Source organism: Microbacterium sp. PAMC21962, from assembly GCF_019443465.1.
Taxonomy (GTDB): Bacteria; Actinomycetota; Actinomycetes; order Actinomycetales; family Microbacteriaceae; genus Microbacterium; species Microbacterium hominis.
In genome coordinates this window covers 617,805-638,782 of the sequence record NZ_CP080381.1, presented here as the reverse complement: position 1 = coordinate 638,782, position 20,978 = coordinate 617,805, and the positions used below count along the sequence as shown (strand labels likewise).

23 protein-coding genes and 2 tRNA genes are annotated in these 20,978 nt (G+C 71.1%); 15 read left to right on the top strand and 10 right to left on the bottom strand.

The window, feature by feature from the left end; all coding sequences use genetic code 11:
* Positions 1 to 9: 9 nt before the first annotated feature.
* Positions 10 to 1,101 (top strand): tRNA 2-thiouridine(34) synthase MnmA, encoded by a 1,092-nt coding sequence (gene mnmA / locus KY498_RS03110; RefSeq protein ID WP_101306252.1) that lies wholly within the window; start codon positions 10 to 12, stop codon positions 1,099 to 1,101.
* Positions 1,102 to 1,256: 155 nt separating this feature from the next.
* Positions 1,257 to 3,584: an NAD-dependent DNA ligase LigA gene (ligA, locus tag KY498_RS03105; protein ID WP_191008520.1), complete on the top strand. Its 2,328-nt coding sequence runs from the start codon at positions 1,257 to 1,259 to the stop codon at positions 3,582 to 3,584.
* A gap of 6 nt (positions 3,585 to 3,590) precedes the next feature.
* Here ligA and KY498_RS03100 read toward each other — a convergent pair whose 3' ends face one another.
* The gene (locus KY498_RS03100) at positions 3,591 to 5,309 is read right to left on the bottom strand and encodes a long-chain-fatty-acid--CoA ligase (RefSeq protein WP_191008521.1); all 1,719 of its coding nucleotides are present in this window, start codon (positions 5,307 to 5,309) and stop codon (positions 3,591 to 3,593) included.
* Positions 5,310 to 5,377: 68 nt separating this feature from the next.
* Here KY498_RS03100 and gatC point away from each other — a divergent pair, with 68 nt between their 5' ends.
* The 6 genes from gatC to KY498_RS03070 are packed head-to-tail and all read left to right on the top strand — an operon-like array spanning position 5,378 to position 10,935.
* On the top strand, positions 5,378 to 5,677 hold the full coding sequence (gatC, locus tag KY498_RS03095) for an Asp-tRNA(Asn)/Glu-tRNA(Gln) amidotransferase subunit GatC (protein ID WP_060958507.1): 300 nt from the start codon (positions 5,378 to 5,380) through the stop codon (positions 5,675 to 5,677).
* Positions 5,674 to 7,185, top strand: coding sequence for an Asp-tRNA(Asn)/Glu-tRNA(Gln) amidotransferase subunit GatA (gene gatA / locus KY498_RS03090; RefSeq protein ID WP_060958508.1), 1,512 nt, complete (start codon positions 5,674 to 5,676; stop codon positions 7,183 to 7,185). Before gatC ends, gatA begins: the two co-directional genes overlap by 4 nt.
* Positions 7,185 to 8,699 (top strand): Asp-tRNA(Asn)/Glu-tRNA(Gln) amidotransferase subunit GatB, encoded by a 1,515-nt coding sequence (gatB, locus tag KY498_RS03085; protein WP_061781792.1) that lies wholly within the window; start codon positions 7,185 to 7,187, stop codon positions 8,697 to 8,699. Before gatA ends, gatB begins: the two co-directional genes overlap by 1 nt.
* 59 nt (positions 8,700 to 8,758) lie before the next feature.
* Positions 8,759 to 10,018 (top strand): DNA polymerase IV, encoded by a 1,260-nt coding sequence (locus tag KY498_RS03080; RefSeq protein WP_191008522.1) that lies wholly within the window; start codon positions 8,759 to 8,761, stop codon positions 10,016 to 10,018.
* A 22-nt stretch (positions 10,019 to 10,040) separates the two neighbouring features.
* Entirely contained in the window at positions 10,041 to 10,361 is a 321-nt protein-coding gene (locus KY498_RS03075) for a hypothetical protein (protein ID WP_060958511.1), read from the top strand.
* Complete coding sequence (locus tag KY498_RS03070) at positions 10,345 to 10,935, top strand: aminobenzoate synthetase (RefSeq protein ID WP_060958512.1); 591 nt, start codon at positions 10,345 to 10,347, stop codon at positions 10,933 to 10,935. The genes KY498_RS03075 and KY498_RS03070 overlap by 17 nt, the downstream gene beginning before the upstream one ends.
* A 15-nt stretch (positions 10,936 to 10,950) precedes the next feature.
* Here KY498_RS03070 and KY498_RS03065 read toward each other — a convergent pair whose 3' ends face one another.
* The 6 genes from KY498_RS03065 to KY498_RS03040 form a co-directional block, all read right to left on the bottom strand.
* Positions 10,951 to 11,442: a DUF2017 family protein gene (locus tag KY498_RS03065; protein ID WP_223848920.1), complete on the bottom strand. Its 492-nt coding sequence runs from the start codon at positions 11,440 to 11,442 to the stop codon at positions 10,951 to 10,953.
* On the bottom strand, positions 11,439 to 11,723 hold the full coding sequence (gene clpS / locus KY498_RS03060) for an ATP-dependent Clp protease adapter ClpS (RefSeq protein ID WP_060958584.1): 285 nt from the start codon (positions 11,721 to 11,723) through the stop codon (positions 11,439 to 11,441). The genes KY498_RS03065 and clpS overlap by 4 nt, the downstream gene beginning before the upstream one ends.
* A complete protein-coding gene (locus KY498_RS03055; protein WP_060958513.1) occupies positions 11,720 to 12,070 on the bottom strand; it encodes a metallopeptidase family protein in 351 nt (116 codons plus the stop codon). Before KY498_RS03055 ends, clpS begins: the two co-directional genes overlap by 4 nt.
* A gap of 25 nt (positions 12,071 to 12,095) precedes the next feature.
* Positions 12,096 to 12,171 (bottom strand) — tRNA-His (locus KY498_RS03050).
* Between the two features lie 34 nt (positions 12,172 to 12,205).
* Positions 12,206 to 12,829: an oligoribonuclease gene (orn, locus tag KY498_RS03045; RefSeq protein ID WP_060958514.1), complete on the bottom strand. Its 624-nt coding sequence runs from the start codon at positions 12,827 to 12,829 to the stop codon at positions 12,206 to 12,208.
* Between the two features lie 79 nt (positions 12,830 to 12,908).
* Positions 12,909 to 12,981, bottom strand: a tRNA-Arg gene (locus tag KY498_RS03040).
* 127 nt (positions 12,982 to 13,108) lie between these two features.
* Here KY498_RS03040 and KY498_RS03035 point away from each other — a divergent pair.
* Positions 13,109 to 13,318 carry a hypothetical protein gene (locus KY498_RS03035; RefSeq protein ID WP_060958515.1) on the top strand — a complete coding sequence of 70 codons (210 nt, stop codon included), beginning with the start codon at positions 13,109 to 13,111 and terminating at the stop codon, positions 13,316 to 13,318.
* Positions 13,319 to 13,337: 19 nt separating this feature from the next.
* On the opposite strand, the gene KY498_RS03030 is transcribed toward KY498_RS03035, so the two are convergent.
* Positions 13,338 to 13,979 carry a YitT family protein gene (locus KY498_RS03030; protein WP_223848921.1) on the bottom strand — a complete coding sequence of 214 codons (642 nt, stop codon included), beginning with the start codon at positions 13,977 to 13,979 and terminating at the stop codon, positions 13,338 to 13,340.
* 62 nt (positions 13,980 to 14,041) lie between these two features.
* On the opposite strand from KY498_RS03030, the gene KY498_RS03025 reads away from it, so the two are divergent.
* Complete coding sequence (locus tag KY498_RS03025; RefSeq protein ID WP_191008523.1) at positions 14,042 to 15,457, top strand: PLP-dependent aminotransferase family protein; 1,416 nt, start codon at positions 14,042 to 14,044, stop codon at positions 15,455 to 15,457.
* A 25-nt stretch (positions 15,458 to 15,482) separates the two neighbouring features.
* On the opposite strand, the gene KY498_RS03020 is transcribed toward KY498_RS03025, so the two are convergent.
* The gene (locus KY498_RS03020) at positions 15,483 to 15,728 is read right to left on the bottom strand and encodes a DNA mismatch repair protein (RefSeq protein WP_101306260.1); all 246 of its coding nucleotides are present in this window, start codon (positions 15,726 to 15,728) and stop codon (positions 15,483 to 15,485) included.
* Positions 15,729 to 15,962: 234 nt separating this feature from the next.
* On the opposite strand from KY498_RS03020, the gene KY498_RS03015 reads away from it, so the two are divergent.
* The 4 genes from KY498_RS03015 (at position 15,963) to KY498_RS03000 (ending at position 19,333) form a co-directional block, all read left to right on the top strand.
* Positions 15,963 to 16,502: a single-stranded DNA-binding protein gene (locus KY498_RS03015; RefSeq protein ID WP_191008524.1), complete on the top strand. Its 540-nt coding sequence runs from the start codon at positions 15,963 to 15,965 to the stop codon at positions 16,500 to 16,502.
* A 92-nt stretch (positions 16,503 to 16,594) separates the two neighbouring features.
* Positions 16,595 to 17,083: a DUF6993 domain-containing protein gene (locus KY498_RS03010; RefSeq protein ID WP_191008525.1), complete on the top strand. Its 489-nt coding sequence runs from the start codon at positions 16,595 to 16,597 to the stop codon at positions 17,081 to 17,083.
* 104 nt (positions 17,084 to 17,187) lie between these two features.
* Complete coding sequence (gene ettA, locus KY498_RS03005) at positions 17,188 to 18,867, top strand: energy-dependent translational throttle protein EttA (protein WP_060958520.1); 1,680 nt, start codon at positions 17,188 to 17,190, stop codon at positions 18,865 to 18,867.
* Positions 18,860 to 19,333, top strand: coding sequence for a thioesterase family protein (locus KY498_RS03000; RefSeq protein WP_060958521.1), 474 nt, complete (start codon positions 18,860 to 18,862; stop codon positions 19,331 to 19,333). Before ettA ends, KY498_RS03000 begins: the two co-directional genes overlap by 8 nt.
* A gap of 21 nt (positions 19,334 to 19,354) precedes the next feature.
* Here KY498_RS03000 and KY498_RS02995 read toward each other — a convergent pair whose 3' ends face one another.
* Complete coding sequence (locus tag KY498_RS02995) at positions 19,355 to 20,227, bottom strand: acyl-CoA thioesterase (RefSeq protein WP_371836315.1); 873 nt, start codon at positions 20,225 to 20,227, stop codon at positions 19,355 to 19,357.
* 58 nt (positions 20,228 to 20,285) lie between these two features.
* On the opposite strand from KY498_RS02995, the gene KY498_RS02990 reads away from it, so the two are divergent.
* Positions 20,286 to 20,954 (top strand): hypothetical protein, encoded by a 669-nt coding sequence (locus tag KY498_RS02990; RefSeq protein ID WP_191008526.1) that lies wholly within the window; start codon positions 20,286 to 20,288, stop codon positions 20,952 to 20,954.
* The last annotated feature ends 24 nt before the right edge of the window (positions 20,955 to 20,978 follow it).

The window sequence follows — 20,978 nt, the reverse complement described above, 5'->3', positions numbered from 1 at the left end:
ACTGGAAGGATGCGGATCCTTGCGGCGATGAGCGGCGGCGTCGACTCCGCCGTCGCGGCGGCGCGCGCGGTCGATGCGGGACACGACGTCGTCGGCGTGCACCTGGCCCTGTCGCGCGCCGGCGGCACCCTGCGCACGGGCAGCCGCGGGTGCTGCACGATCGAGGACGCGATGGATGCCCGCCGCGCGGCCGACCTCCTCGGCATCCCGTTCTACGTCTGGGACTTCTCCGAACGCTTCCGCGACGACGTGATCGACGACTTCGTCGCCGAGTACCGCGCGGGCCGCACCCCGAACCCCTGCATGCGCTGCAACGAGAAGATCAAGTTCGCCGCGCTGCTCGAGCGGGCGCTGGAACTCGGGTTCGACGCCGTCTGCACCGGGCACTACGCCACGCTCGTCGACGGGCCCGGCGGACGCGAGCTGCACCGCGCGAGCGACGAGGCGAAGGACCAGTCCTATGTCCTCGGCGTGCTGACGGCCGAGCAGCTGGCGCACACCTACTTCCCGCTCGGGTCGACGCCGTCGAAGGCGGTCGTGCGGGCGGAGGCGGCGGCACGCGGACTGACGGTCGCGCAGAAGCCCGACAGCCACGACATCTGCTTCATCCCCGACGGTGACACCCGCGGGTGGCTCGCCGAGCGGGTGGGGACCGCTCAGGGCGACATCGTCGATCGCACCGGCGCCGTCGTCGGCAGCCACGAGGGCGCCCACGCCTACACCGTCGGCCAGCGGCGCGGTCTGCAGCTGGGCACGCCCGCCGCGGACGGCAAGCCGCGGTTCGTGCTGGAGGTCCGTCCGGTCAGCAACACCGTCGTCGTCGGCCCGAAGGAGGCGCTGGCGACTGCGGAGATCTCGGGCGGGCGCGTCACCTGGACGGGACGCGCGCCGGCATCCACGACGTTCGCGTGCCACGTGCAGATCCGCGCCCACGCCGAGCCGGTGGCCGCCCGCGCCGTGATCGAGGGCGGGATGCTGGCGGTGACGCCCGAGGTGCCGTTCGACGGCGTCGCGCCCGGCCAGACCGCGGTGCTCTACGACGGCACCCGCGTGATCGGGCAGTTCACGATCGACCGCACCGTCTCCGCCGTCCCCGTCTAGCGCTCTCTCGCGGCATCCCGTCGCGATTCGGTCGCTTCGCGCGCCAGATCATGCGCCGGGGCGGGTTTCGGGCGCTCGAGGCGTCCGAAAGTCGCCTCGAGCGCCGGCGCCCTCGCGGTCCGGGGGATGTCGGAGGTGCCGCCTACACTGGCGGGGTGACGGACCACGCAGCACCCCTTCCGACGAGTCTCGATGATGCGCATCGCGAGGCGCAGCGCCTCACCGACCTGATCGTCGGAGCGCGGGATGCCTACTACGGCCGCGACGCGGAGATCGTCGACGACGCGACGTACGACGGGTGGATGCAGCGACTGGAGGCCGTCGAGCGCGCGTTCCCCGAGGTGCAGGGTCAGGACTCGCCGACGCTGTCGGTCGGGGCGGCGGAGAGCACCATGTTCGCGCCCGTGGAGCATGCCGAGCGGATGCTGAGCCTCGACAACGTCTTCAGCACCGAGGAGCTGCGCGAGTGGTGCGCCAAGACGCAGGCCGCGGCCGGGCGCCCCGTGCGCTGGCTGCTGGAGCTGAAGATCGACGGTCTCGCCATCAATCTGCGGTACGAGCACGGCGTGCTCGTGTCGGCGGCGACCCGCGGCGACGGTCGGGTCGGCGAAGACGTCACCGTCAATGCGCTCCAGGTCGCGGGCATCCCGGCTCGTTTGGAGGGGACGGGCCACCCGCCCCTCGTCGAGGTCCGCGGCGAGGTGTACATCCCCGTCGCGGCGTTCGACGAGCTCAACGCCCTGCAGGCGCGTCTGCGTGAGCGGGTCATCGAGGAGGGCCGCGAGCGCGGCGGCGACGAGGAGAAGCTCACCCGCAGCGCAGCCCGTCGCTTCCCGGCCTTCGCGAACCCCCGCAACGCGGCCAGCGGCGGACTGCGTCAGCAGCTCGACAAGAAGATCGGCATGGAGCGGGAGGCGGGGCGTGCGCGACTGAGCTCGCTCCGGCTCTTCGTCCACGGCATCGGCGCCTGGCCCGCCCCGCCGGTCGCATCCCAGAGCGAGGTCTACGCGCTGCTGTCGGCCTGGGGGCTGCCGACCAGCCCGTACTTCCGGACCGCCGACGACATCGACGGCGTCGTGGACTTCGTCGCGCACTACGGCGAGCATCGCCACGACGTCGAGCACGAGATCGACGGCGTCGTCGTCAAGGTCGACGAACTGGCGCTGCACGACGAGCTCGGAGCGACCAGCCGGGCCCCGCGCTGGGCCATCGCCTACAAGTACCCTCCCGAGCAGGTCAACACGAAGCTCCTCGACATCGTGGTGTCGGTGGGCCGCACCGGTCGCGCGACACCGTTCGCCGTCATGGCGCCCGCGCGCGTCGCCGGCTCCGTCGTCCGTCAGGCCACCCTGCACAACCAGGAGGTCGTCGTCGCGAAAGGCGTCCTGATCGGCGACACCGTCGTCCTGCGCAAAGCCGGCGACGTCATCCCGGAGGTGCTCGGCCCCGTCGTCGAGCTCCGCGACGGCAGCGAGCGCGCCTTCGTGATGCCGACGCAGTGCCCCGAGTGCGGAGCGACGCTGGCCCCGGCGAAAGAGGGCGACATCGACCTGCGCTGCCCGAACACCCGCACCTGTCCCGCGCAGGTGCGCGGGCGCGTCGAGCACATCGGCTCGCGCGGCGCGCTGGACATCGAGGCGCTCGGCGAGGTGACCGCGGCCGCGCTCACGCAGCCGTCGGTGCCGGCCGAACCGCCCCTCGCCACCGAGGCCGGCCTGTTCGAGCTGACCCTCGCCCAGCTCGTGCCGATCGAGGTCGTGGTGCGCGACAGCGAGACCGGCGAGCCGAAGCTCGACGACGAGACGGGCGCGCCCGTGACGCGGTCCCCGTTCCGACGCCTGCCGTCCGCGGCGGAGAAGAAGCAGGGCCTCACCGGACCGCAGCCCTCCGCCCAGGCGCTGACGTTGCTGGAAGAGCTGGAGAAGGCCAAGACGAAGGACCTGTGGCGCTTCCTCGTGGCCCTCAGCATCCGCCATGTCGGCCCCGTCGCGGCGCGCGCGCTGGCGCAGTGGTTCGGGTCGCTCGCGGCCATCCGCGCGGCGTCGCGCGATGACCTCGCGGCGGTCGACGGCGTCGGCGGCATCATCGCGGACTCGCTCATCGAATGGTTCGCGGTCGACTGGCACCGCGAGATCGTCGACCGCTGGCAGGCCGCCGGAGCGCGGCTCGAGATCCCCGGGCACCCCGGACCGGGTGCGGCGGCCGCCGCAGGCGGCGTGCTCGACGGTCTCACCGTCGTCGCCACCGGCTCCCTCGAGGGCTACACGCGCGAGGGCGCTCAGGAGGCGATCATCGCGGCAGGCGGCAAGGCCGCGTCATCCGTGTCGAAGAAGACGGACTTCGTCGCGGCGGGCCCCGGCGCCGGCTCCAAGCTCGGCAAGGCCGAGGAGCTCGGCGTGCGGATCATCGACGCCGCGCAGTTCCGCATCCTCGTCGAACAGGGCCCGGCCGCGCTGGACGCCCTCGACCCGGATGCCGGGTGACGACGCTCAGTCCTCCGCGGGCTGGGTGAGGGCCAGCAGCGACTCCCGTACCTGGCGCCGCAGGACCTTGCCGATCAGCGAGGTGGGAAGCTCGTCGACGACGAAGAGGCGACGCGGGACCTTGTAGGGCGTGAGGATGCCGCGCACGAACGTGCGGATCGCCTCCGTGTCGGCATCCGTCGCGGCGGGATCCAGGACGACCGCGGCGACGACCTCCTCGCCGGAGTGCGCGCTGGGCAGCCCCACCACGGCGGCATCGACCACCTGCGGATGCTGGCGCAGGGCGTTCTCGACCTCGGTCGGCGCGACGTTGAAGCCGCCCGTGATGATCAGCTCCTTGATCCGGTCGACGATGCGCACGAAGCCGTCCTCGTCGATCTGGACGATGTCGCCGGTGCGGAACCAGCCGTCCACGAACACGGCCTCCGTCGCCTCCGGCTTGCCGTAGTAGCCCTGGAAGACCTGGGGGCCGCGGACGAGCAGCTCTCCGCGCTCACCCGCGGGGACGTCCCGCGTCGGCTCGTCGGGATCGACCACGCGGCACTCGGTCCCCGGAAGCGGGAGCCCGACGGTGCCCGCCTTGCGGTTGGCCGCGACGGGGTTCGCCATCAGCACCGGTGAGCACTCCGACAGTCCGTAGCCTTCGACGAGGTAGCCGCCGGTCGCCTCCTCGAAGGGCACGACGAGGTCATGGGGAAGCGCCATCGCGCCCGAGATCGCGACCTCGGTGCCCGCCAGGGAGATGCCCTCCGCCCGCGCCGCCGTGAGCAGGCGGTCCGCGATGGGGGGAACCAGCGGGAGGAAGGTCGCCGGGTGCTTCTTGGTGACCGCCAGGACCATCGCCGGCTCGAAGCGGGGGAACAGCACGAGGCGGGCACCCATCGACATCGCGAAGGTGAGGCAGAGCGTGAGGCCGTAGGCGTGGAACATCGGCAGCACGGCGTAGACGACGCATCCGTTGCCGCGCGTGATCTGCGGCACCCAGGCCTGGGCCTGGCGCGCGTTAGAGCGCAGGTTGCGGTGCGTGAGGACCGCGCCCTTGGGGGTGCCGGTCGTACCGCTCGTGTACTGGATGATCGCGACGTCGTCGGTGGCGGGCTTCGGGAAGGACGCCGGCAGGGGCGCCGAGCGCGTCAGATGCTCCCACGGCGTGGCTCCCGTGGTGCGCACCGTGAGCGCGGCCCGCGACTGGCGAGCCTTGGCCACCGGAAGATGCAGGGCGAGGCGGAGCGAGACGGGCATGGCGGTCGTGATGTCGACGCTGATGAGGGTGGACACCGCGAGGTCGGCGGGGAACTCCTGCACGGTCTTGACGACCTTGCTCCAGACGATCGCCGTCGTGGCACCGTGGTCTTCGAACTGCTTGCGCAGCTCACGCGGGGTGTACAGCGGGTTGTGCTCGACGGCGATGGCGCCCAGTCGCAGGATCGCGTAGAACGCGATGATGTGCTGCGGGCAGTTCGGCAGCACGATGGCGACGGTGTCACCCTTGCCGACGCCGCGTTCGCGCAGCCCCGCGGCGACGCGGTCGACGGCGTCGACGAGCTCGCGGTAGGAGGTGGTGCGTCCGAAGAACTGCAGCGCGGGTGCGTCGGGGTAGTCGCGCGCCGAGGCCTCGACGATGTCGAGCAGCGTGCCCGAGACCGGCTCGAGATCGTCGGGCACCCCCGCGGCGTAGCTCGCGATCCAGGGGCGGGGCGGGTCGAAGGAGGTCGCACTGCTCACGCCGGTCAGCCTAGCGGCCGTGAGAACCCGGTCGAAGGGGGTGAAGAGGGGCCGACTAGAATCGACGGGTGTCTGAAATCACCCCTGAACTCGTTCGCCATCTCGGCGTTCTGGCCCGGATTCAGCTCGACGAGCATGAGGTGGAGCGCCTGACGGGCCAGCTCTCCGTCATCGTCGACAACATCGCCAAGGTCTCCGAAGTGGCCACCCCCGATGTGCCCGCGACCAGCCACCCGATCCCGCTCGAGAACGTGTTCCGCGCCGACGTGGTCGGAGAGATGCTCACGGTCGACCAGGTCTTGCAGAACGCGCCGGATGCCGCCGACGGGCGCTTCCGGGTGACGGCGATCCTGGGGGAGGAGCAGTGAGCGACCTGACGCGTCTGACCGCCGCGGATCTCGCGTCGCGGCTCGCCGCCGGCGAGGTGTCGAGCGTGGAGGCCACGCGCGCCCACCTCGACCGCATCGCCGCCGTCGACGGCGACGTGCACGCGTTCCTGCACGTGAGCGACCACGCGCTCGACGTCGCCGCCGACATCGACCGTCGCCGGGCGGCGGGGGAGACGCTCGGCGAGCTGGCCGGTGTGCCGTTGGCCATCAAGGACGTGCTCGTCACGACGGACATGCCCTCCACCAGCGGGTCCAAGATCCTCGAGGGCTTCTTGTCGCCGTACGACGCGACCGTGGTCGCCCGTTCGCGTGCCGCCGGGCTGGTTCCGCTCGGCAAGACGAACATGGACGAGTTCGCCATGGGCTCCTCCACCGAGCACTCGGCGTACGGCCCGACCCACAACCCGTGGGACCTCGAGCGCATCCCGGGCGGATCGGGCGGTGGCTCCGCCGCCGCCGTGGCGGCCTTCGAAGCGCCGATCGCGCTCGGCTCCGACACCGGCGGCTCGATCCGCCAGCCCGCGCACGTCACCGGAACGGTCGGGATGAAGCCGACGTACGGCGGCGTCAGCCGGTTCGGTGCGATCGCGCTCGCCTCGTCGCTCGACCAGGTGGGCCCCGTGTCGCGTACGGTGCTCGACTCCGCACTGCTGCACGACGTCATCGGCGGCCACGACCCGCATGACGCGACGTCGCTCACCGACAGCTGGCCGTCCTTCGCCGCCGCGGCGCGCGAGGGCGCGTCCGGCGCCGGGCTCCGGGGCCTCAAGATCGGTGTCATCCGCGAACTGCCCGACAGCGGCTTCCAGGCCGGTGTGTCGGCGTCGTTCCGCAGCGCGCTCGCCCTCCTGGAGGGGCAGGGTGCGGAGATCGTGGAGATCAGCGCGCCCCACTTCGAGTACGGCGTGGCGGCGTATTACCTCATCCTGCCGGCGGAGGCGTCGAGCAACCTCGCGAAGTTCGACTCCGTGCGCTTCGGCCTCCGCGTGGACGTGCCCGGCGGTACCGTCGAGGACGTCATGGCGGCGACCCGTGACGCCGGGTTCGGCGACGAGGTCAAGCGCCGCATCATCCTCGGCACCTACGCCCTCTCGGCGGGCTACTACGACGCCTACTACGGCAGTGCGCAGAAGGTCCGCACGCTGATCCAACGCGACTTCGACGCGGCGTTCGCGCAGGTCGACGTGATCGCGACGCCGTCGGCTCCGACGACCGCGTTCAAGCTCGGCGAGAAGATCGACGACCCGTTGCAGATGTACCTCAACGACGTCACCACGATCCCGGTCAACCTGGCCGGGGTCCCGGGCATCTCCATCCCGTCGGGTCTGGCGGAGGAGGACGGGCTGCCCGTCGGCATCCAGTTCATCGCGCCGGCACGCGAGGACGCCCGACTGTACCGTGTGGGCGCTGCCGCCGAGGCACTGCTCGTCGATTCGTGGGGCGGCCCGCTGCTGGACCGCGCGCCGCTGCTGGGAGGGAACCGCTGATGGCCAAGGCCGCACTCATGGACTTCGACGAGGCCCTGACGCTGTACGAGCCGGTGCTCGGCTTCGAGGTGCACGTCGAGCTGAACACCGAGACCAAGATGTTCTCGCCGGCGGGAAACCCCGCTCACGCGTCGAACCACGACGCCGCCCCGAACACGCTCGTCGCACCCGTCGACATGGGCCTGCCCGGATCGCTCCCGGTCGTCAACGAGACGGCCGTGCGGTTCTCGATCAGCCTGGGTCTCGCGCTCGGCTGCCAGATCGCGCCGTCGAGCCGCTTCGCGCGCAAGAACTACTTCTACCCCGACCTGGGCAAGAACTATCAGATCTCGCAGTACGACGAGCCGATCGCCTTCGAGGGGCAGGTCGAGGTCGAGCTCACCGACGGCACCGTCTTCGAGGTGCCCATCGAGCGCGCCCACATGGAGGAGGATGCCGGCAAGCTCACGCACGTCGGTGGCTCCACGGGGCGCATCCAGGGAGCCGAGTACTCGCTCGTGGACTACAACCGTGCCGGCGTGCCGCTCGTGGAGATCGTCACCAAGCCGATCTTCGGCGCCGAGCACCGCGCACCGGAGCTCGCCGCCGCCTATGTGCGGGCGATCCGCGACATCGTGCTGTCGCTCGGCATCTCCGAAGCGCGCATGGAACGCGGCAACCTGCGCTGCGACGCGAACGTCTCCCTGCGCCCGCGCGGCCAGGAGAAGCTCGGCACCCGCACGGAGACGAAGAACGTCAACTCCATGCGCTCCGTCGAGCGCGCGGTCCGCTACGAGATCCAGCGCCAGGCCGCGATCCTGGCCGCGGGCGGCAGCATCACGCAGGAGACGCGTCACTGGCACGAGGACACCGGCACCACCTCCCCGGGGCGGCCGAAGTCGGATGCCGACGACTACCGCTACTTCCCGGAGCCCGACCTGCTGCCGGTGGCGCCGTCCACGGAGCTCATCGAGTCGCTGCGCGCCGACCTCCCGGAGCCGCCCGCCGCACGCCGCCGCCGGCTGAAGGCGGACTGGGGCTTCGCCGACATCGACTTCCAGGGGATCGTGAATGCGGGGCTCCTCACCGAGGTCGACGCGACCGTCGCCGCCGGTGCGTCTCCCGCCGCGGCGCGGAAGTGGTGGATGAGCGAGATCTCGCGCCTCGCGAACGCGTCGGGCGTCGAGCCGTCCTCGCTCGTCGAGCCGGCCTCGGTCGCCGCGCTGCAGCAGCTCGTGGACGCCGGGACCCTCACCGACAAGCTCGCCCGCCAGGTGCTCGAGGGCGTCATCGCCGGGGAGGGGACCCCGCAGGAGGTCGTCGACGCCCGCGGCCTCGCCGTCGTCTCCGACGACGGCGCGCTGATCGCCGCGATCGATGAGGCGCTCACGGCGCAGCCCGATGTGCTCGAGAAGATCCGCGACGGCAAGGTCCAGGCCGCCGGCGCCGTCATCGGCGCCGTCATGAAGGCGATGAAGGGTCAGGCGGACGCCGCCCGCGTCCGCGAGCTCGTACTCGAGCGCGCCGCGAAGTAGCCCGGCCATCCTCGTGTCGGTGACGCCGCCGTGTCGGCGGTGTCACCGACAATGGACTCATGGGACGTGGCGACGGATCGGGACGGATCGTCTCCGCCGACGGCGCGGATGACACCGGCACCCGCATCCTCCACGTCGACATGGATGCCTTCTACGCCTCCGTCGAGGTGCTCGACGATCCGTCGCTCGCGGGAAAGCCGCTGATCGTCGGCGGAATGGAGGGGCGCGGCGTGGTGTCCAGCGCCTCCTACGAGGCACGACGGTTCGGCGTGCGCTCGGCGATGGGGGTCGCCCAGGCATTGCGTCTGTGTCCGCAGGCGGTCGTCGTCCCGCCGCACTTCGAGAGGTACGCCGCCCTGTCGCGCCAGGTGATGTCGATCTTCCACGACATCACGCCGTTGGTCGAGCCGCTGTCCATCGACGAGGCGTTCCTCGACGTGTCGGGCGCCCGGCGGCTCTGGGGCTCGCCCGGCGAGATCGCACGGATGCTGAGGGCGCGGGTGCGCAGCGAGACCGGTCTCGTGTGCAGCGTGGGGGTCGCGGCCACCAAGCATGTCGCGAAGATCGCCTCCACGCGTTCCAAACCCGACGGCCTGCTGATCGTCAGCGAGCCGGACACGGCCGCCTTCCTCGCAGGACTCCCCGTGTCCGCGCTGTGGGGCGTCGGCCCGAAGGCCGCGGAAGCCCTGGAGAGCCGGGGCCTGCGCACGGTGTCCGACATCCTCGCGGCGCCGCGCGGCGTGCTCGATCGCGCCCTCGGCGCTGCCGGTGGCGAGCGGATCTGGCAGCTGGCTCACGGCATCGATCCCCGCGCCGTCGAGACCCAGCGTGTCGAGAAGAGCATCGGCCACGAGGAGACGTTCCTGCACGACGTGGCCGACTCCGCCGTCCTGCGCAGCGAACTGCGGCGCCTGTCCGACCGCGTCGCCTCCCGGCTTCGCGCCGGCGGATGGCGAGCGGGCACCGTCGCGCTGAAGCTGCGCTACGCCGATTTCACGACGCTCTCGCGCTCACAGACGCTCGCGGAGCCGTCGGACGTCGGCCAGCGCATCGGCGACGTCGCGATCGCCCTCTTCGACGCGGTCGAGCTGGCGCAGCCCGTGCGGCTGATCGGCGTGCGCGCCGAGAAGCTCCGCGGCGGCGACGGCGGCGCGCTGCCCCTGTGGGACGACGACGCGGAGTGGCGCCGCGTCGACGCAGCGCTCGACGATGCGCGCCAGCGCTTCGGCGGGGGAGCCGTCACCCGTGCCAGCGTGCTCGGCCCGCGCCGCGACGTGAATGCGCTGCCGACGAATCCGCGACTGCCTCGCACCGACTGACGTTCCGGGCTACGGTGGAGCCATGCCCAATCTCGCACTCGAACTCGGCAAGCAGTCCGCAGCGCTCGGCGTGAACAGCGTCTACGGCGAACAGCAGGACGTCGACGGCATCCGGCTCATCCCGGTCGCTCTGTCGTGGTCGGGCTTCGGCGCCGGCGAGGACGAGAGCGGGAACAACGGCGGGGGAGGCGGAGGTTTCGCCGTTCCTCTCGGCGCCTACATCCGCAAGGGCGACGACCTCCGTTTCGAGCCGAACCTGGTGTCGTTGGTGGCCGTGGCGATCCCCTTCGTGTGGGTCGCGGGGCGGACGCTCAGCCGCATCATCCGTGCACTCAAGCGCTGAGCACGCGCACAGCGACGAGGTCGACGCCGCCCTCGACGACGCGGTGACTCTCGTCGAACGGGCCGTGGTCGCGCTGCCTCCGGGCGTCCTTCCCATCGTGCTGATCGACGGGCGCTCCGGCGCGGGGAAGTCGACGGTCGCCGCGCGCGTGCGCGCCCGCTGGGCGGGCCCGGTCACGATGATCGGGCTCGACGAGCTCTACCCGGGGTGGGACGGACTGGCGGAGGGCGCCGAGATCGCGCGCACCCGCATCCTGGAACCCCTCGCCTCCGGGCGCGCCGCGCACTGGAACCGCTGGGACTGGGTGCGAGACGCCCCCGGAGACGGCGTCGTGACCCCGGCCTTCGTGCCGCTGATCCTGGAGGGGTCGGGCGTGCTGACCCCCGCCTCCGCACCTCTCGCGCCGGTCCGGCTCTGGCTGGAGTCGGCGGAGCCGGGCCGCCGCGATCGCGCGCTCGCTCGCGACGGCGACACCTATCGGCCGCACTGGCAGCGGTGGGCCCGCCAGGAGGACGCCCATCTGAGCGCGCACCATCCGCGCGACCTGGCCACCATCCGCGTCGACGTGCCGTAGCGGCCGGCGCCGCCGTCAGTCCTCCATCGCCTGCAGCAGACCTTCGAGACGGAAACCCAGCCAGTTGTAGACCCCGAAACGGGGGTCGTCGTCGTCCTGATCGTCATCCGCGACGATCCCCAGGCGCGTCGCCATGACCAGGCGCACCGCGGTGAGCGTGCGCAGCCAGGCGGTGACGGCGGCGGCATCCAGCTCGACGACGAACGAGGTCTCCGCCTCGACGCGATCGAGGTCGGCGGCGCGCAGGACGGTTCCCTCGCGCTGCAGCGAGGTCAGCACCGTCTGCGCGTCGTCGCGGCGGCGGTCGAGCAGGTCGTCCTGCGTGAAGCGACGGAACTCCGCGGCCGCCTGCGGGTCGTCGCGGTACGCATCCGGCACGAGCCGCGCGATCGCCGGATCGTCCGCGTCGTCGAGCGCATCGGCCAGGAGCTGGGCGAACTGCGCGATCAGGTCGGTGAGGTGGGCGGCCTCGAGCGCCGAGAGCTCCATCCGCACCGCCGTCGTCACGAGTCGGCCTGTCGGACGGTGGCCCACAGGCCGAAGTCGTGCATGGCCTGCACGTGGAGCTCCATCTGCTCGCGGGCGCCTTCCGCCACGACGGCGTGCCCCTCGTGGTGGACGAGGAGCATCAGCTGCTCCGCACGCTCCCGGGAGTAGCCGAAGTAGGTTCGAAAGACGTGGACGACGTAGCTCATCAAGTTCACCGGGTCGTTCCACACGACCGCCTGCCACGGCCCTGCGGTCTCCGAGCGGATGTCGAGGCGGAGGTCCTCCAGAGGGATCGTCACGCCCACCCCAGCTCGTGCAGGCGGGCGTCGTCGATGCCGTAGAAGTGCGCGATCTCGTGGACGAGGGTCGTGTGCACCTCGTCGCGCAACTCTTCGATGCTCTCGCAGGCGTGCAGATGGGGCTCCCGGTAGACGATGATGCGGTCCGGGAGCTCGCCGGAGCCGTAGCGGTCGCGCTCGGTCAGGGCGAGGCCGTCATAGAGCCCGAGAAGGTCCAGCGAGCCGTCCTCCGGGCGATCCTCGACGACGAAGACCACGTTGTCGAGACCGACCAGCATGTCATCCGGCAACAGGTCGATCTCGTCGGACACGAGGTCCTCGAAGCCGTCGGCATCAAGATCGATCATGAGGGACTCCCGACAGGGAAGTGAGTGGGGTGGCTAACGGGGCTTGAACCCGCGACCCCCGCGACCACAACGCGGTGCTCTACCAACTGAGCTATAGCCACCATGTGCCTGCTTCCAGGCAACCAGACGATTCTATTACACACCTGGCGCGAATGACGACACGGCGGCCGCAGCAGCCTCTCTGGCCTGATCGCTCGTCGGTCCCGGCTCGGGCACGAAGACCGCCTGACGGTAGTAGGCGAGCTCGCGGATCGACTCCTGGATGTCGGCCAGCGCCCGATGCCCGCCGTCCTTCGCCGGCGCGTTGAAGTACGCGCGCGGGTACCAGCGCCGAGAGAGCTCCTTGATGCTGGACACGTCGACGCTGCGATAGTGCAGCCACCGGTCCACGCGCGGCATGTACTTGGCCAGGAACATCCGATCGGTGCCGATGGTGTTCCCCGCCAGCGGGGCCTTGCCCTCGGGGGCGAACCGCTGGATGTACTCCAGGGCCTCGAACTCGGCCTCCGCCAGGCTCACGCCGTGGGGGATCTCCGCCAGCAGACCGGACGTCTCGTGCATCCGCGTGACGAAGTCGTTCATGTTCTCGAGCGCGGAGGCGTCGGGCCGGATGACGATCTGGAAGCCGGGATCGAGCGCGTTCAGCTCGAAGTCGGTGACGATGATCGCGATCTCGACCAGCTCGTCGACCTCCAGATCGAGCCCGGTCATCTCGCAGTCGATCCAGACGAGGCGGTCGTTCTCCGCGGCATTCACCATGCGTTCATCCTACTGAGCGCCGCCGACGTCGCGCCGCGTCGCGCACGGCGCAGAGGCGCGACGCGACGCTGCGAAGACGTCCCTCCAGGAGGATTCGAACCCCCGACCTGGCGGGTAGAAACCGCTCGCTCTATCCACTGAGCTATGGAGGGGTGGGACGACATCTCCACCGTACCGGGTGCGCCCCGCTTCGCGCGCGAGCCGTGTGCGAGACGGCCGTCGCCCTCTCGCGCGGACGCGCCCGGGGGCGTAGCGTCGGATCCGACGAGAGGAGTCAGCATGAGCACCACATCGTCCACGCTCTGGGTCGCGTACGGCGCCGAAGGCAACGTCGTCGGCACGGTCCGCAAGTCGCCGGAGGGCTACACCTCCACGATCGCGGGGGCCTCCGCCAGTATCGGCACGTACCCCACCATGGACATCGCCAAGAACGCGCTGCACGGCCATCTTCCCCACGGATCCGACTGGCCGCGGTTCCGCGAGCACTGACACCCGCGCGACGCCTCGCTCACCGCGACGGCTCGGCCACGATCGCGCCCGTCCGGCGTCCCGCGGCCGCCCTGCCGTGCGCGCTGCGCGCGTCGGGGTCCAGCAGCGGGAGCGCCACGTGGACGAGCGGTCCGATGCCCGCCGCGAACAGCAGCGTGCCCAGTCCCACCGTGCCTCCGAGGAGCCAGCCCGCCAGCAGCACGGAGGCCTCGACGAGGAGGCGACAGGCCCAGATCGGCCAGCCGAGGCGCGTGTGCATCCCCGTCATCAGCCCGTCGCGTGGACCGGCGCCGAAGTGGGCGCCGATGTAGATGCCGGATGCCACCGCGACCAGGACCATGCCGAGGACGAACACGGCCAGCTGCGCTCCGAAGCCCGAGACCGCGGGAACGGTGCTGACCGTCACCTGCATGCTCGTCCCGACGATCAGGATGTTCGCGACGGTCCCGATACCCGGCTTCTGTCGCAGGGGGATCCACAGCAGCAGGACCAGCAGTCCGACGATGTTCGTGATCCAGCCGATGCCGACCCCGGTCTGCACCGACAGTCCCTGGGCGAACACGGTCCACGGGTCCAGCCCGATGCCGGCGCGGACCATGACGCCGCACCCCGCGCCGTACAGGGCGAGGCCGACGAGGAGACGGATGACGCGAATCGACATGACGACATCCAATCGCAGTATTGGACCTCTCCGACCAGTCCAATCGCGATACGGTGGACGTCATGGACTCCCGGATCACGGCGCGCGCCCTCTCCTCCGCACTCGGCGGATGGCGGACGCGTGAGCCCGCGTACGAAGCACTCGCCGACGGCATCCGGCTGCTGTGCCTCGACAACCGCATCGCCGCGCACACGGCGTTGCCGGCGGAGCGCGATCTGGCGGCGACCCTGCGGGTGAGTCGAACGACGGTGGCCGCGGCGTACCGCAGCCTGCGCGACAGCGGCCACATCGAGAGCCTCCGCGGCTCCGGAAGCGTGACCCGCCCGCGCCCCCGACGCGACGTGGGTCGCGTCGCCGCGGACGAGGGGGCGATCGACCTGCAACAGGCCAGTCCGGCGGCATGGCCCGGGCTGGCCGGCGTCATCAGCGAGGCGGCGGCCGATGCGGCCAGCATCGTGTCGCGCGCCGGCTACGACGTGCGCGGCTCCCTCGCGCTGCGGGAGGCGATCGCGGGCCGATACCGCCGCCTCGGCATCCCGACGTCGGCGGAGCAGATCGTCGTCACGACGGGAGCGCAGTCGGCCATCCACCTCCTGGCGACCGTGCTGATCGGTCGCGGAGATCGCGCGCTGATCGAGACCCCCACCTATCCGCATGCCGCGGAGGCCCTTCGTTCGGCCGGAGCGCGGCTCAGCGCCGTTCCGGTGGCGACGGCCGGCGGATGGGACCTGGACAGAGCCGCCCAGGTGTTCGCGCGCACGCGGCCCCGGTTGGCGTACCTGATGCCGCGCTTCCAGAACCCGACCGGTCGCTCGATGAGCGCGTCGGAAGAAGCCCTCTTCTCCCGGTCGGCACGCGATGCCGGCACCACCCTGATCGTCGACGAGACCACGGCGGAGCTCGTGATCGACGGCCCGGCGACGCCGCCCGCTTTCGCATCGGAGCGCGTCATCCGCGTCGGATCGGTGGGCAAGTCGGTCTGGGGCGGACTGCGCGTGGGGTGGATCCGAGCCGAGGAGGAGCTCGTGCAGCGCATCGTGGCGGCGCGTCCGCCGCGCGAGCTCGGAACGCCCGAGTTCGAGCAGGTGGTCACGACGCGACTGATCGCACGGATGCCCGAGATCCTCGCGCAGCGGGCCGAGCTCCTACGCGTGGGTCGTGACACCGTCGTCGAGGCGCTCGGCGCCGCACTGCCGACGTGGCACGTGCCGGTCGTCGACGGTGGCGTCGCGCTCTGGGTGGAGCTCGACGCGCCCCTCAGCACCGGTCTGGTGCTGGCTGCTCGTGCCCACGGGGTGTATCTGTCCGCCGGATCGCGCTTCGGCGTGGACGGCCCGCACGATCGGCATCTGCGCATTCCCTTCACCGCCCCTCCCGAAGAGCTCCGGCGCGCCGTCGACGTGCTCGCGCGGGCGTGGCCGACAGTGCGGGCTGCTGCTCCGGTACACGGCGGCGAGTTGGTCGACGCCGTCGTCTGAGTCTCATCGGAGGGGGATCAGGGCCTCAGCGGAGGTAGATCAGGCAGTCGACGGCCTCCCGCGCCGTCCAGAAGGCGCCGAGCGGACGCAGTCGCGCACGCGCCAGGTCGAACCGCTCGGCGTGATAGCGCACGCCGTCGGCGCACTCCTCCCAGCGCACATGGCCGATGACGCGTCCGGAGCGATCGAGCACGCGCCAGCGCTGCGGGGAGACCGGGTGGAACGAGCAGCCGCGAACGGCCGCGGGGACGGGAGCGAGCGTACGTGTCATCGGAACTCCTGACTCTGTCGTGATCGAACATAGCTTCGACGTCCGACATCGAACGGAGCGCGTCGTCCGAGCCTCCTGCACAGGTCGCGGCCCTGCGGAACTCTCCACGGATGGCGCGCGAGACGCCGATCGCGTCGGTGTGCGGAGGGACGCTGTTCGTGCTGCGGCGCCCGGCGGGCACCCGGGTGCCGCAGCGGCCCCGGAGAGTCCGGGGCGATGAGAGGAGTGGGAACCATGAGCGATCGCATCACCGTCGTCGGAAACGTGGCCTCGACCCCGGAACGGCGGGAGCTGCCCGGGGGGATTCCCGCCATCAGCTTCCGTCTCGCGAGCAGCGAGCGACGACACGAGAACGGGCAGTGGGTCGATGCGCACACGAACTGGTACTGGGTCTCGGCCTACCGGCGGCTCGCCGAGCACGCCCTCGCCTCGCTCGAGAAGGGGCAACGCGTCATCGTGACGGGGCGGTTCCGCATCAAGCAGTGGGAGTCGGGAGGAAAGAGCGGCTCGTCGGCCGAGATCGACGCCGACGGGCTCGGCCACGACCTGCTGTTCGGCACGACGACCTTCCACAAGCCGTCCGCGACGTCCGTGCAGCCGCCCGCACCCGCCGCCGACGCGACCGGGTGGTCGGTTCCCGGCGGTGTCGCGCACGACCCGGATGCGATCGGCGCGGAGCAGCCGGTCGCGGCCGCCGACGCGTCGGGGGAGTCTGCGCAACTCGTCGGTGCGGGCGCGTGGTCGCCGGCGCGCGACGACGAGACACCGTTCTGATCACGACCCGCATCCGCCGGGCCTGGCAAGGGCGCGGTCGTGCCGGGGCCGGTGTGGAGTGGGCGTCCAGTGACGCCGCCTAGACTCGAGGCGTGAGAAGAGACGTCCATCGCGCGGCCCCCGGCCTGCTCGCCGTCGGCCTCGCGGTGACGCTGGCTCTCGCCGGATGCGCGCCGTCGCCGACTCCCGCGCCGTCCCCGTCCGTCACCGCGACACCGTCGGCCACGGCCACGCCGACGCCGACGGGACCGGTGCTCGAGCCGGGCGGCACGGCGACGCAGAACCTGCCCTTCTTCAGCTCGATCGTCGACGCCGTCGCCGCCGGCCCCACCGCCCTGCAGGGCCGGGCCTACATCGATGCCCTCGTCGCGGCCGGCTTCGACAAGTCGGCGATGGAGGTCACGCAGGACCTGACGACGGTCGGCAACCAGGCCGACTCCATCCAGTTCTCGGTGCGATGGCAGGGGGAGTGCCTCGTGGGACAGGTCGGCCCCTCCGTCTCCGGCCCGCAGACCCGGGTGCTTCCGGAGGTGCCCGGCGGCACCTGCCTCGTGGGACAGACGCGTCCGATCGACTGGTGACCCGGCCGCGGCCACGCCGCACGCCGCCGTCAGTCCCTCGGCTGTCGCCGTCCCCGCGCGAGCGGGCCGAGCGCACGACCCCGTCCGCGTAGACTTGGGCCGTTATGGCCGAATACATCTACTCCATGGTCCGTGCCCGCAAAGCGGTGGGCGAGAAGCTGATCCTCGATGACGTCACGATGGCGTTCCTCCCCGGCGCCAAGATCGGCATGGTCGGCCCCAACGGCGCCGGTAAGTCGACGATCCTGAAGATCATGGCGGGACTCGACGCGCCGTCCAACGGCGAGGCCAAGCTCACCCCCGGCTTCAGCGTCGGCATCCTCATGCAGGAGCCCGAGCTCGACGACACCAAGACCGTGCTCGAGAACATCCAGGACGGCGTGGCGATCAAGGCGAAGCTCGACCGCTTCAACGAGATCTCCGCTCTCATGGCCGATCCCGACGCGGACTTCGATTCGCTGCTGGCCGAGATGGGCGTGCTCCAGGAGGAGATCGACGCCGCGGACGGCTGGGACCTCGACTCGCAGCTCGAGCAGGCGATGGACGCCCTCCGCACCCCGCCCGCCGACGAGCCGGTCACCAAGCTCTCCGGTGGTGAGCGGCGCCGCGTCGCCCTCGCCAAGCTCCTGCTGCAGAAGCCTGACCTGCTCCTGCTGGACGAGCCCACCAACCACCTCGACGCGGAGAGCGTGCTGTGGCTCGAGCAGCACCTCCAGTCGTACAAGGGTGCCGTCATCGCCATCACCCACGACCGGTACTTCCTCGACAACGTCGCGGAGTGGATCGCCGAGGTCGACCGCGGCCGGCTCATCGGCTACGAGGGCAACTACTCCACCTACCTGGAGAAGAAGGCCGAGCGCCTCGACATCCAGGGCAAGAAGGACGCCAAGCTCGCCAAGCGTCTGAAGGACGAGCTCGACTGGGTCCGTTCGTCGGCCAAGGGCCGTCAGACGAAGTCGAAGGCTCGTCTGGCCCGCTACGAAGAGATGGCGGCCGAGGCGGAGCGCACCCGCAAGCTCGACTTCGAGGAGATCCAGATCCCCGCCGGCCCGCGCCTCGGCACCGTCGTGATCGAGGCGAAGAAGCTGCAGAAGGGGTTCGGCGACCGCTCGCTCATCGACGGTCTCAGCTTCAGCCTGCCGCCCAACGGCATCGTGGGTGTCATCGGACCCAACGGCGTCGGAAAGACGACGCTGTTCAAGACGATCGTCGGCCTCGAGCCGCTCGACGGCGGCGACCTGAAGATCGGTGAGACGGTCAAGATCAGCTACGTCGACCAGAGCCGCGCCAACATCGACCCGAACAAGACGCTGTGGGAGGTCGTGTCCGACGGGCTCGACATCATCACCGTCGGCAAGACGGAGATCCCTTCGCGGGCCTACGTCTCCAAGTTCGGCTTCAAGGGACCCGACCAGCAGAAGAAGGCGGGTGTGCTCTCGGGCGGTGAGCGCAACCGGCTGAACCTCGCTCTCACGCTGAAGGAGGGCGGCAACCTGCTCCTCCTCGACGAGCCCACGAACGACCTCGACGTCGAGACGCTGAGCTCGCTGGAGAACGCCCTGCTCGAGTTCCCCGGCTGCGCGGTGGTCATCACGCACGACCGGTGGTTCCTCGACCGCATCGCGACGCACATCCTCGCCTACGAGGGCACCGACGAGCAGCCGGACAAGTGGTACTGGTTCGAGGGCAACTTCGAGGCGTACGAGGCGAACAAGATCGAGCGCCTCGGCCCGGACGCCGCGAACCCGCACCGCTCCACGCACCGCAAGCTCACCCGTGACTGAGCGCCTCCACGTTCCCATCCATCTGAGATGGGGTGACCTCGACGCGTTCAACCACGTGAACAACGCGACGATGTTGAAGCTGCTCGAAGAGGCGCGCGTGCGGGTGTTCTGGACACCGGTGTTCGGTGACTCGGCGCCCGACACCGCCGTCATCGACGCGGGTGTGGATGCCGGGGTGCTGACGCTCATCGCGCGTCAGGAGATCGAGTACCTCGCGCCGGTCCCGTACCGCCGCGAGCCCCTCGACATCCAGATGTGGTTCGGCAAGCTCGGCGGCTCGAGCATCGAGGTCTGCTACGAGGTGTACAGCCCGCGCAGCGACGGCGACCAGACGCTGTACGCGCGCGCCTCCTCGTCGGTCGTCCTCGTCGACGCGCAGACCTTCCGCCCCGTGCGGCTGAGCGACACGATGCGCGACGCCTGGAGCCCCTACGTGGGGGAGCCGGTCGCGTTCCGGCGGCACTGACCGCGACGACTGCGGCGCGGGTCAGGTGCGATCCGGTACCCGCACCATGATCTCCTGACCGACCGACGCGACCAGATCGCCATCGCGGGTGAAGATGCGTCCGGAGGACAGTCCTCTCCCGGCGCGCGCACTGGGGGAGTTCTGCGCGTACAGGAGCCACTCGTCGACCCGTGCCGGGCGGTGCCACCACATCGCGTGGTCCAGGCTGGCGACTTTGAGCCCCGGTTGCGACCACGCGATGCCGTGCGCGCGCAGCACGGACTCCTGGATGGTCAGATCGCTCATATAGGCCAGGACGGCGCGGTGCAGGGCGGGATCGTCGCCGATGGGCCGCTTCGCGCGCATCCACACGTTCTGCTGCGCGCTGCGCTGCGGGGCCACGGCGTCGTAGATCGCTCCCTCGGCGTGGACGACCTCGATGGGGCTGCTGGCGAGGAGGCGTTGCGACAGCGGATGCCGTCCGGCGGCCGGCCACTGCCGGATCGCCTCTTCGGGTGTGAGGATCCCCTCCGGCATCCCGCTCTGATGATCCAGGCCCGGGTCCTCGCGTTCGAACGAGGCGATCATGGAGAAGATGGGCACGCCGTCCTGGAAGACCTGCGTGCGGCGCGTCGAGAACGAGCGTCCGTCGTGGATCCGATCCACCGACAGCGTCACGCCGCGCCCCGCGTCGCCGGGACGGAGGAAGTACCCGTGCATCGAGTGCGGGACGCGGTCGTCGTCGGTCGTCCGGTCGGCCGCGATGATCGCCTGCGCGAGCACCTGTCCGCCGAAGATCCGTCCGGTCGGCATCGGATGCGAGGCTCCGGTGAAGATGTCCTCGGTCGTGCGCGCGTCTCCCGAGGAGAGGTCGAGCACGTCCAGCATCTCCGCGACGGGATCCTCGCCGCTCACCCTGCCGTCTCCACGTGCTCTCCGTCCGTCTCCGCTGCCGCTTGATAGTTTAGGTGGGATGTCCGCCCACCTCCTGTTCCCCGACGCCCCGAGCGCCGCCGACGTGCTCGTCTTCGCCCAGCGCGCCGCCCGCCTCGGCGATGGGACGGTGCGTCTGCGCGCATCGGGAGGCACCCTCGCCGTGACCTCGGCGCCGCTGGCTCCGCAGACGCTCTTGGAGGCGACGCCGACCGTCCTCGGCATGCGTTTCGTGCGCGTGGATCCCGAGCTGGAGTGCGATCTCGTCGTGGATGCCGCCGCGCTGGCACCCGGCGACGCCCCGAACGCGATCGCCCTGCCGGACTCCGCGGTGACGGCGCCCTGGGCCGGAGTCTCCCCGCCGCGCTCCGGGTGGGAGCGCGCCGCCTCCCTCGATGCGGCGACCCTCGCCGCTCGCGCGCAGTGGGGCATCGCCGCCGTTGCGGAGGCCGTCCCGGACGCGGCGGGCGAAGACGTCGTACGACTGGTGCGGGCGCAGGTGTGGGGGGAGCCCGACGGCGAGGTCGTGGACCTGCCGCGCGGCGTGGCGTTCGCCGCCTTCGCCCTCGGCTTCATCGGGGGCGAGGAGACGGCGACCGTCCATCGCAGCGGACCGTGGACCCGCGTGAGCCTGCGCCGGGGACACGTCCTCACGCGCACCCGGGTGCACTCGGGGCTCACCGAGGTCCGGACGACGGGCGCCGCCTGACCCCCGGTCCGCCCCGTCGACGCG

Bases quoted from the DNA above. Each gene is read 5' to 3' on its own strand.
- ettA (WP_060958520.1), top strand. From the start codon at position 17,188: ATGGCCGAATACATCTACTCCATGGTCCGTGCCCGCAAAGCGGTGGGC.
- KY498_RS03055 (WP_060958513.1), bottom strand. From the start codon at position 12,070: ATGATCGATCTTGATGCCGACGGCTTCGAGGACCTCGTGTCCGACGAG.
- KY498_RS03035 (WP_060958515.1), top strand. From the start codon at position 13,109: ATGAGCACCACATCGTCCACGCTCTGGGTCGCGTACGGCGCCGAAGGC.
- KY498_RS03025 (WP_191008523.1), top strand. From the start codon at position 14,042: ATGGACTCCCGGATCACGGCGCGCGCCCTCTCCTCCGCACTCGGCGGA.
- KY498_RS03075 (WP_060958511.1), top strand. From the start codon at position 10,041: ATGCCCAATCTCGCACTCGAACTCGGCAAGCAGTCCGCAGCGCTCGGC.
- KY498_RS03080 (WP_191008522.1), top strand. From the start codon at position 8,759: ATGGGACGTGGCGACGGATCGGGACGGATCGTCTCCGCCGACGGCGCG.
- orn (WP_060958514.1), bottom strand. From the start codon at position 12,829: ATGGTGAATGCCGCGGAGAACGACCGCCTCGTCTGGATCGACTGCGAG.
- KY498_RS03030 (WP_223848921.1), bottom strand. From the start codon at position 13,979: ATGTCGATTCGCGTCATCCGTCTCCTCGTCGGCCTCGCCCTGTACGGC.
- KY498_RS02990 (WP_191008526.1), top strand. From the start codon at position 20,286: ATGTCCGCCCACCTCCTGTTCCCCGACGCCCCGAGCGCCGCCGACGTG.
- mnmA (WP_101306252.1), top strand. From the start codon at position 10: ATGCGGATCCTTGCGGCGATGAGCGGCGGCGTCGACTCCGCCGTCGCG.
- KY498_RS03015 (WP_191008524.1), top strand. From the start codon at position 15,963: ATGAGCGATCGCATCACCGTCGTCGGAAACGTGGCCTCGACCCCGGAA.
- KY498_RS03020 (WP_101306260.1), bottom strand. From the start codon at position 15,728: ATGACACGTACGCTCGCTCCCGTCCCCGCGGCCGTTCGCGGCTGCTCG.
- gatB (WP_061781792.1), top strand. From the start codon at position 7,185: ATGGCCAAGGCCGCACTCATGGACTTCGACGAGGCCCTGACGCTGTAC.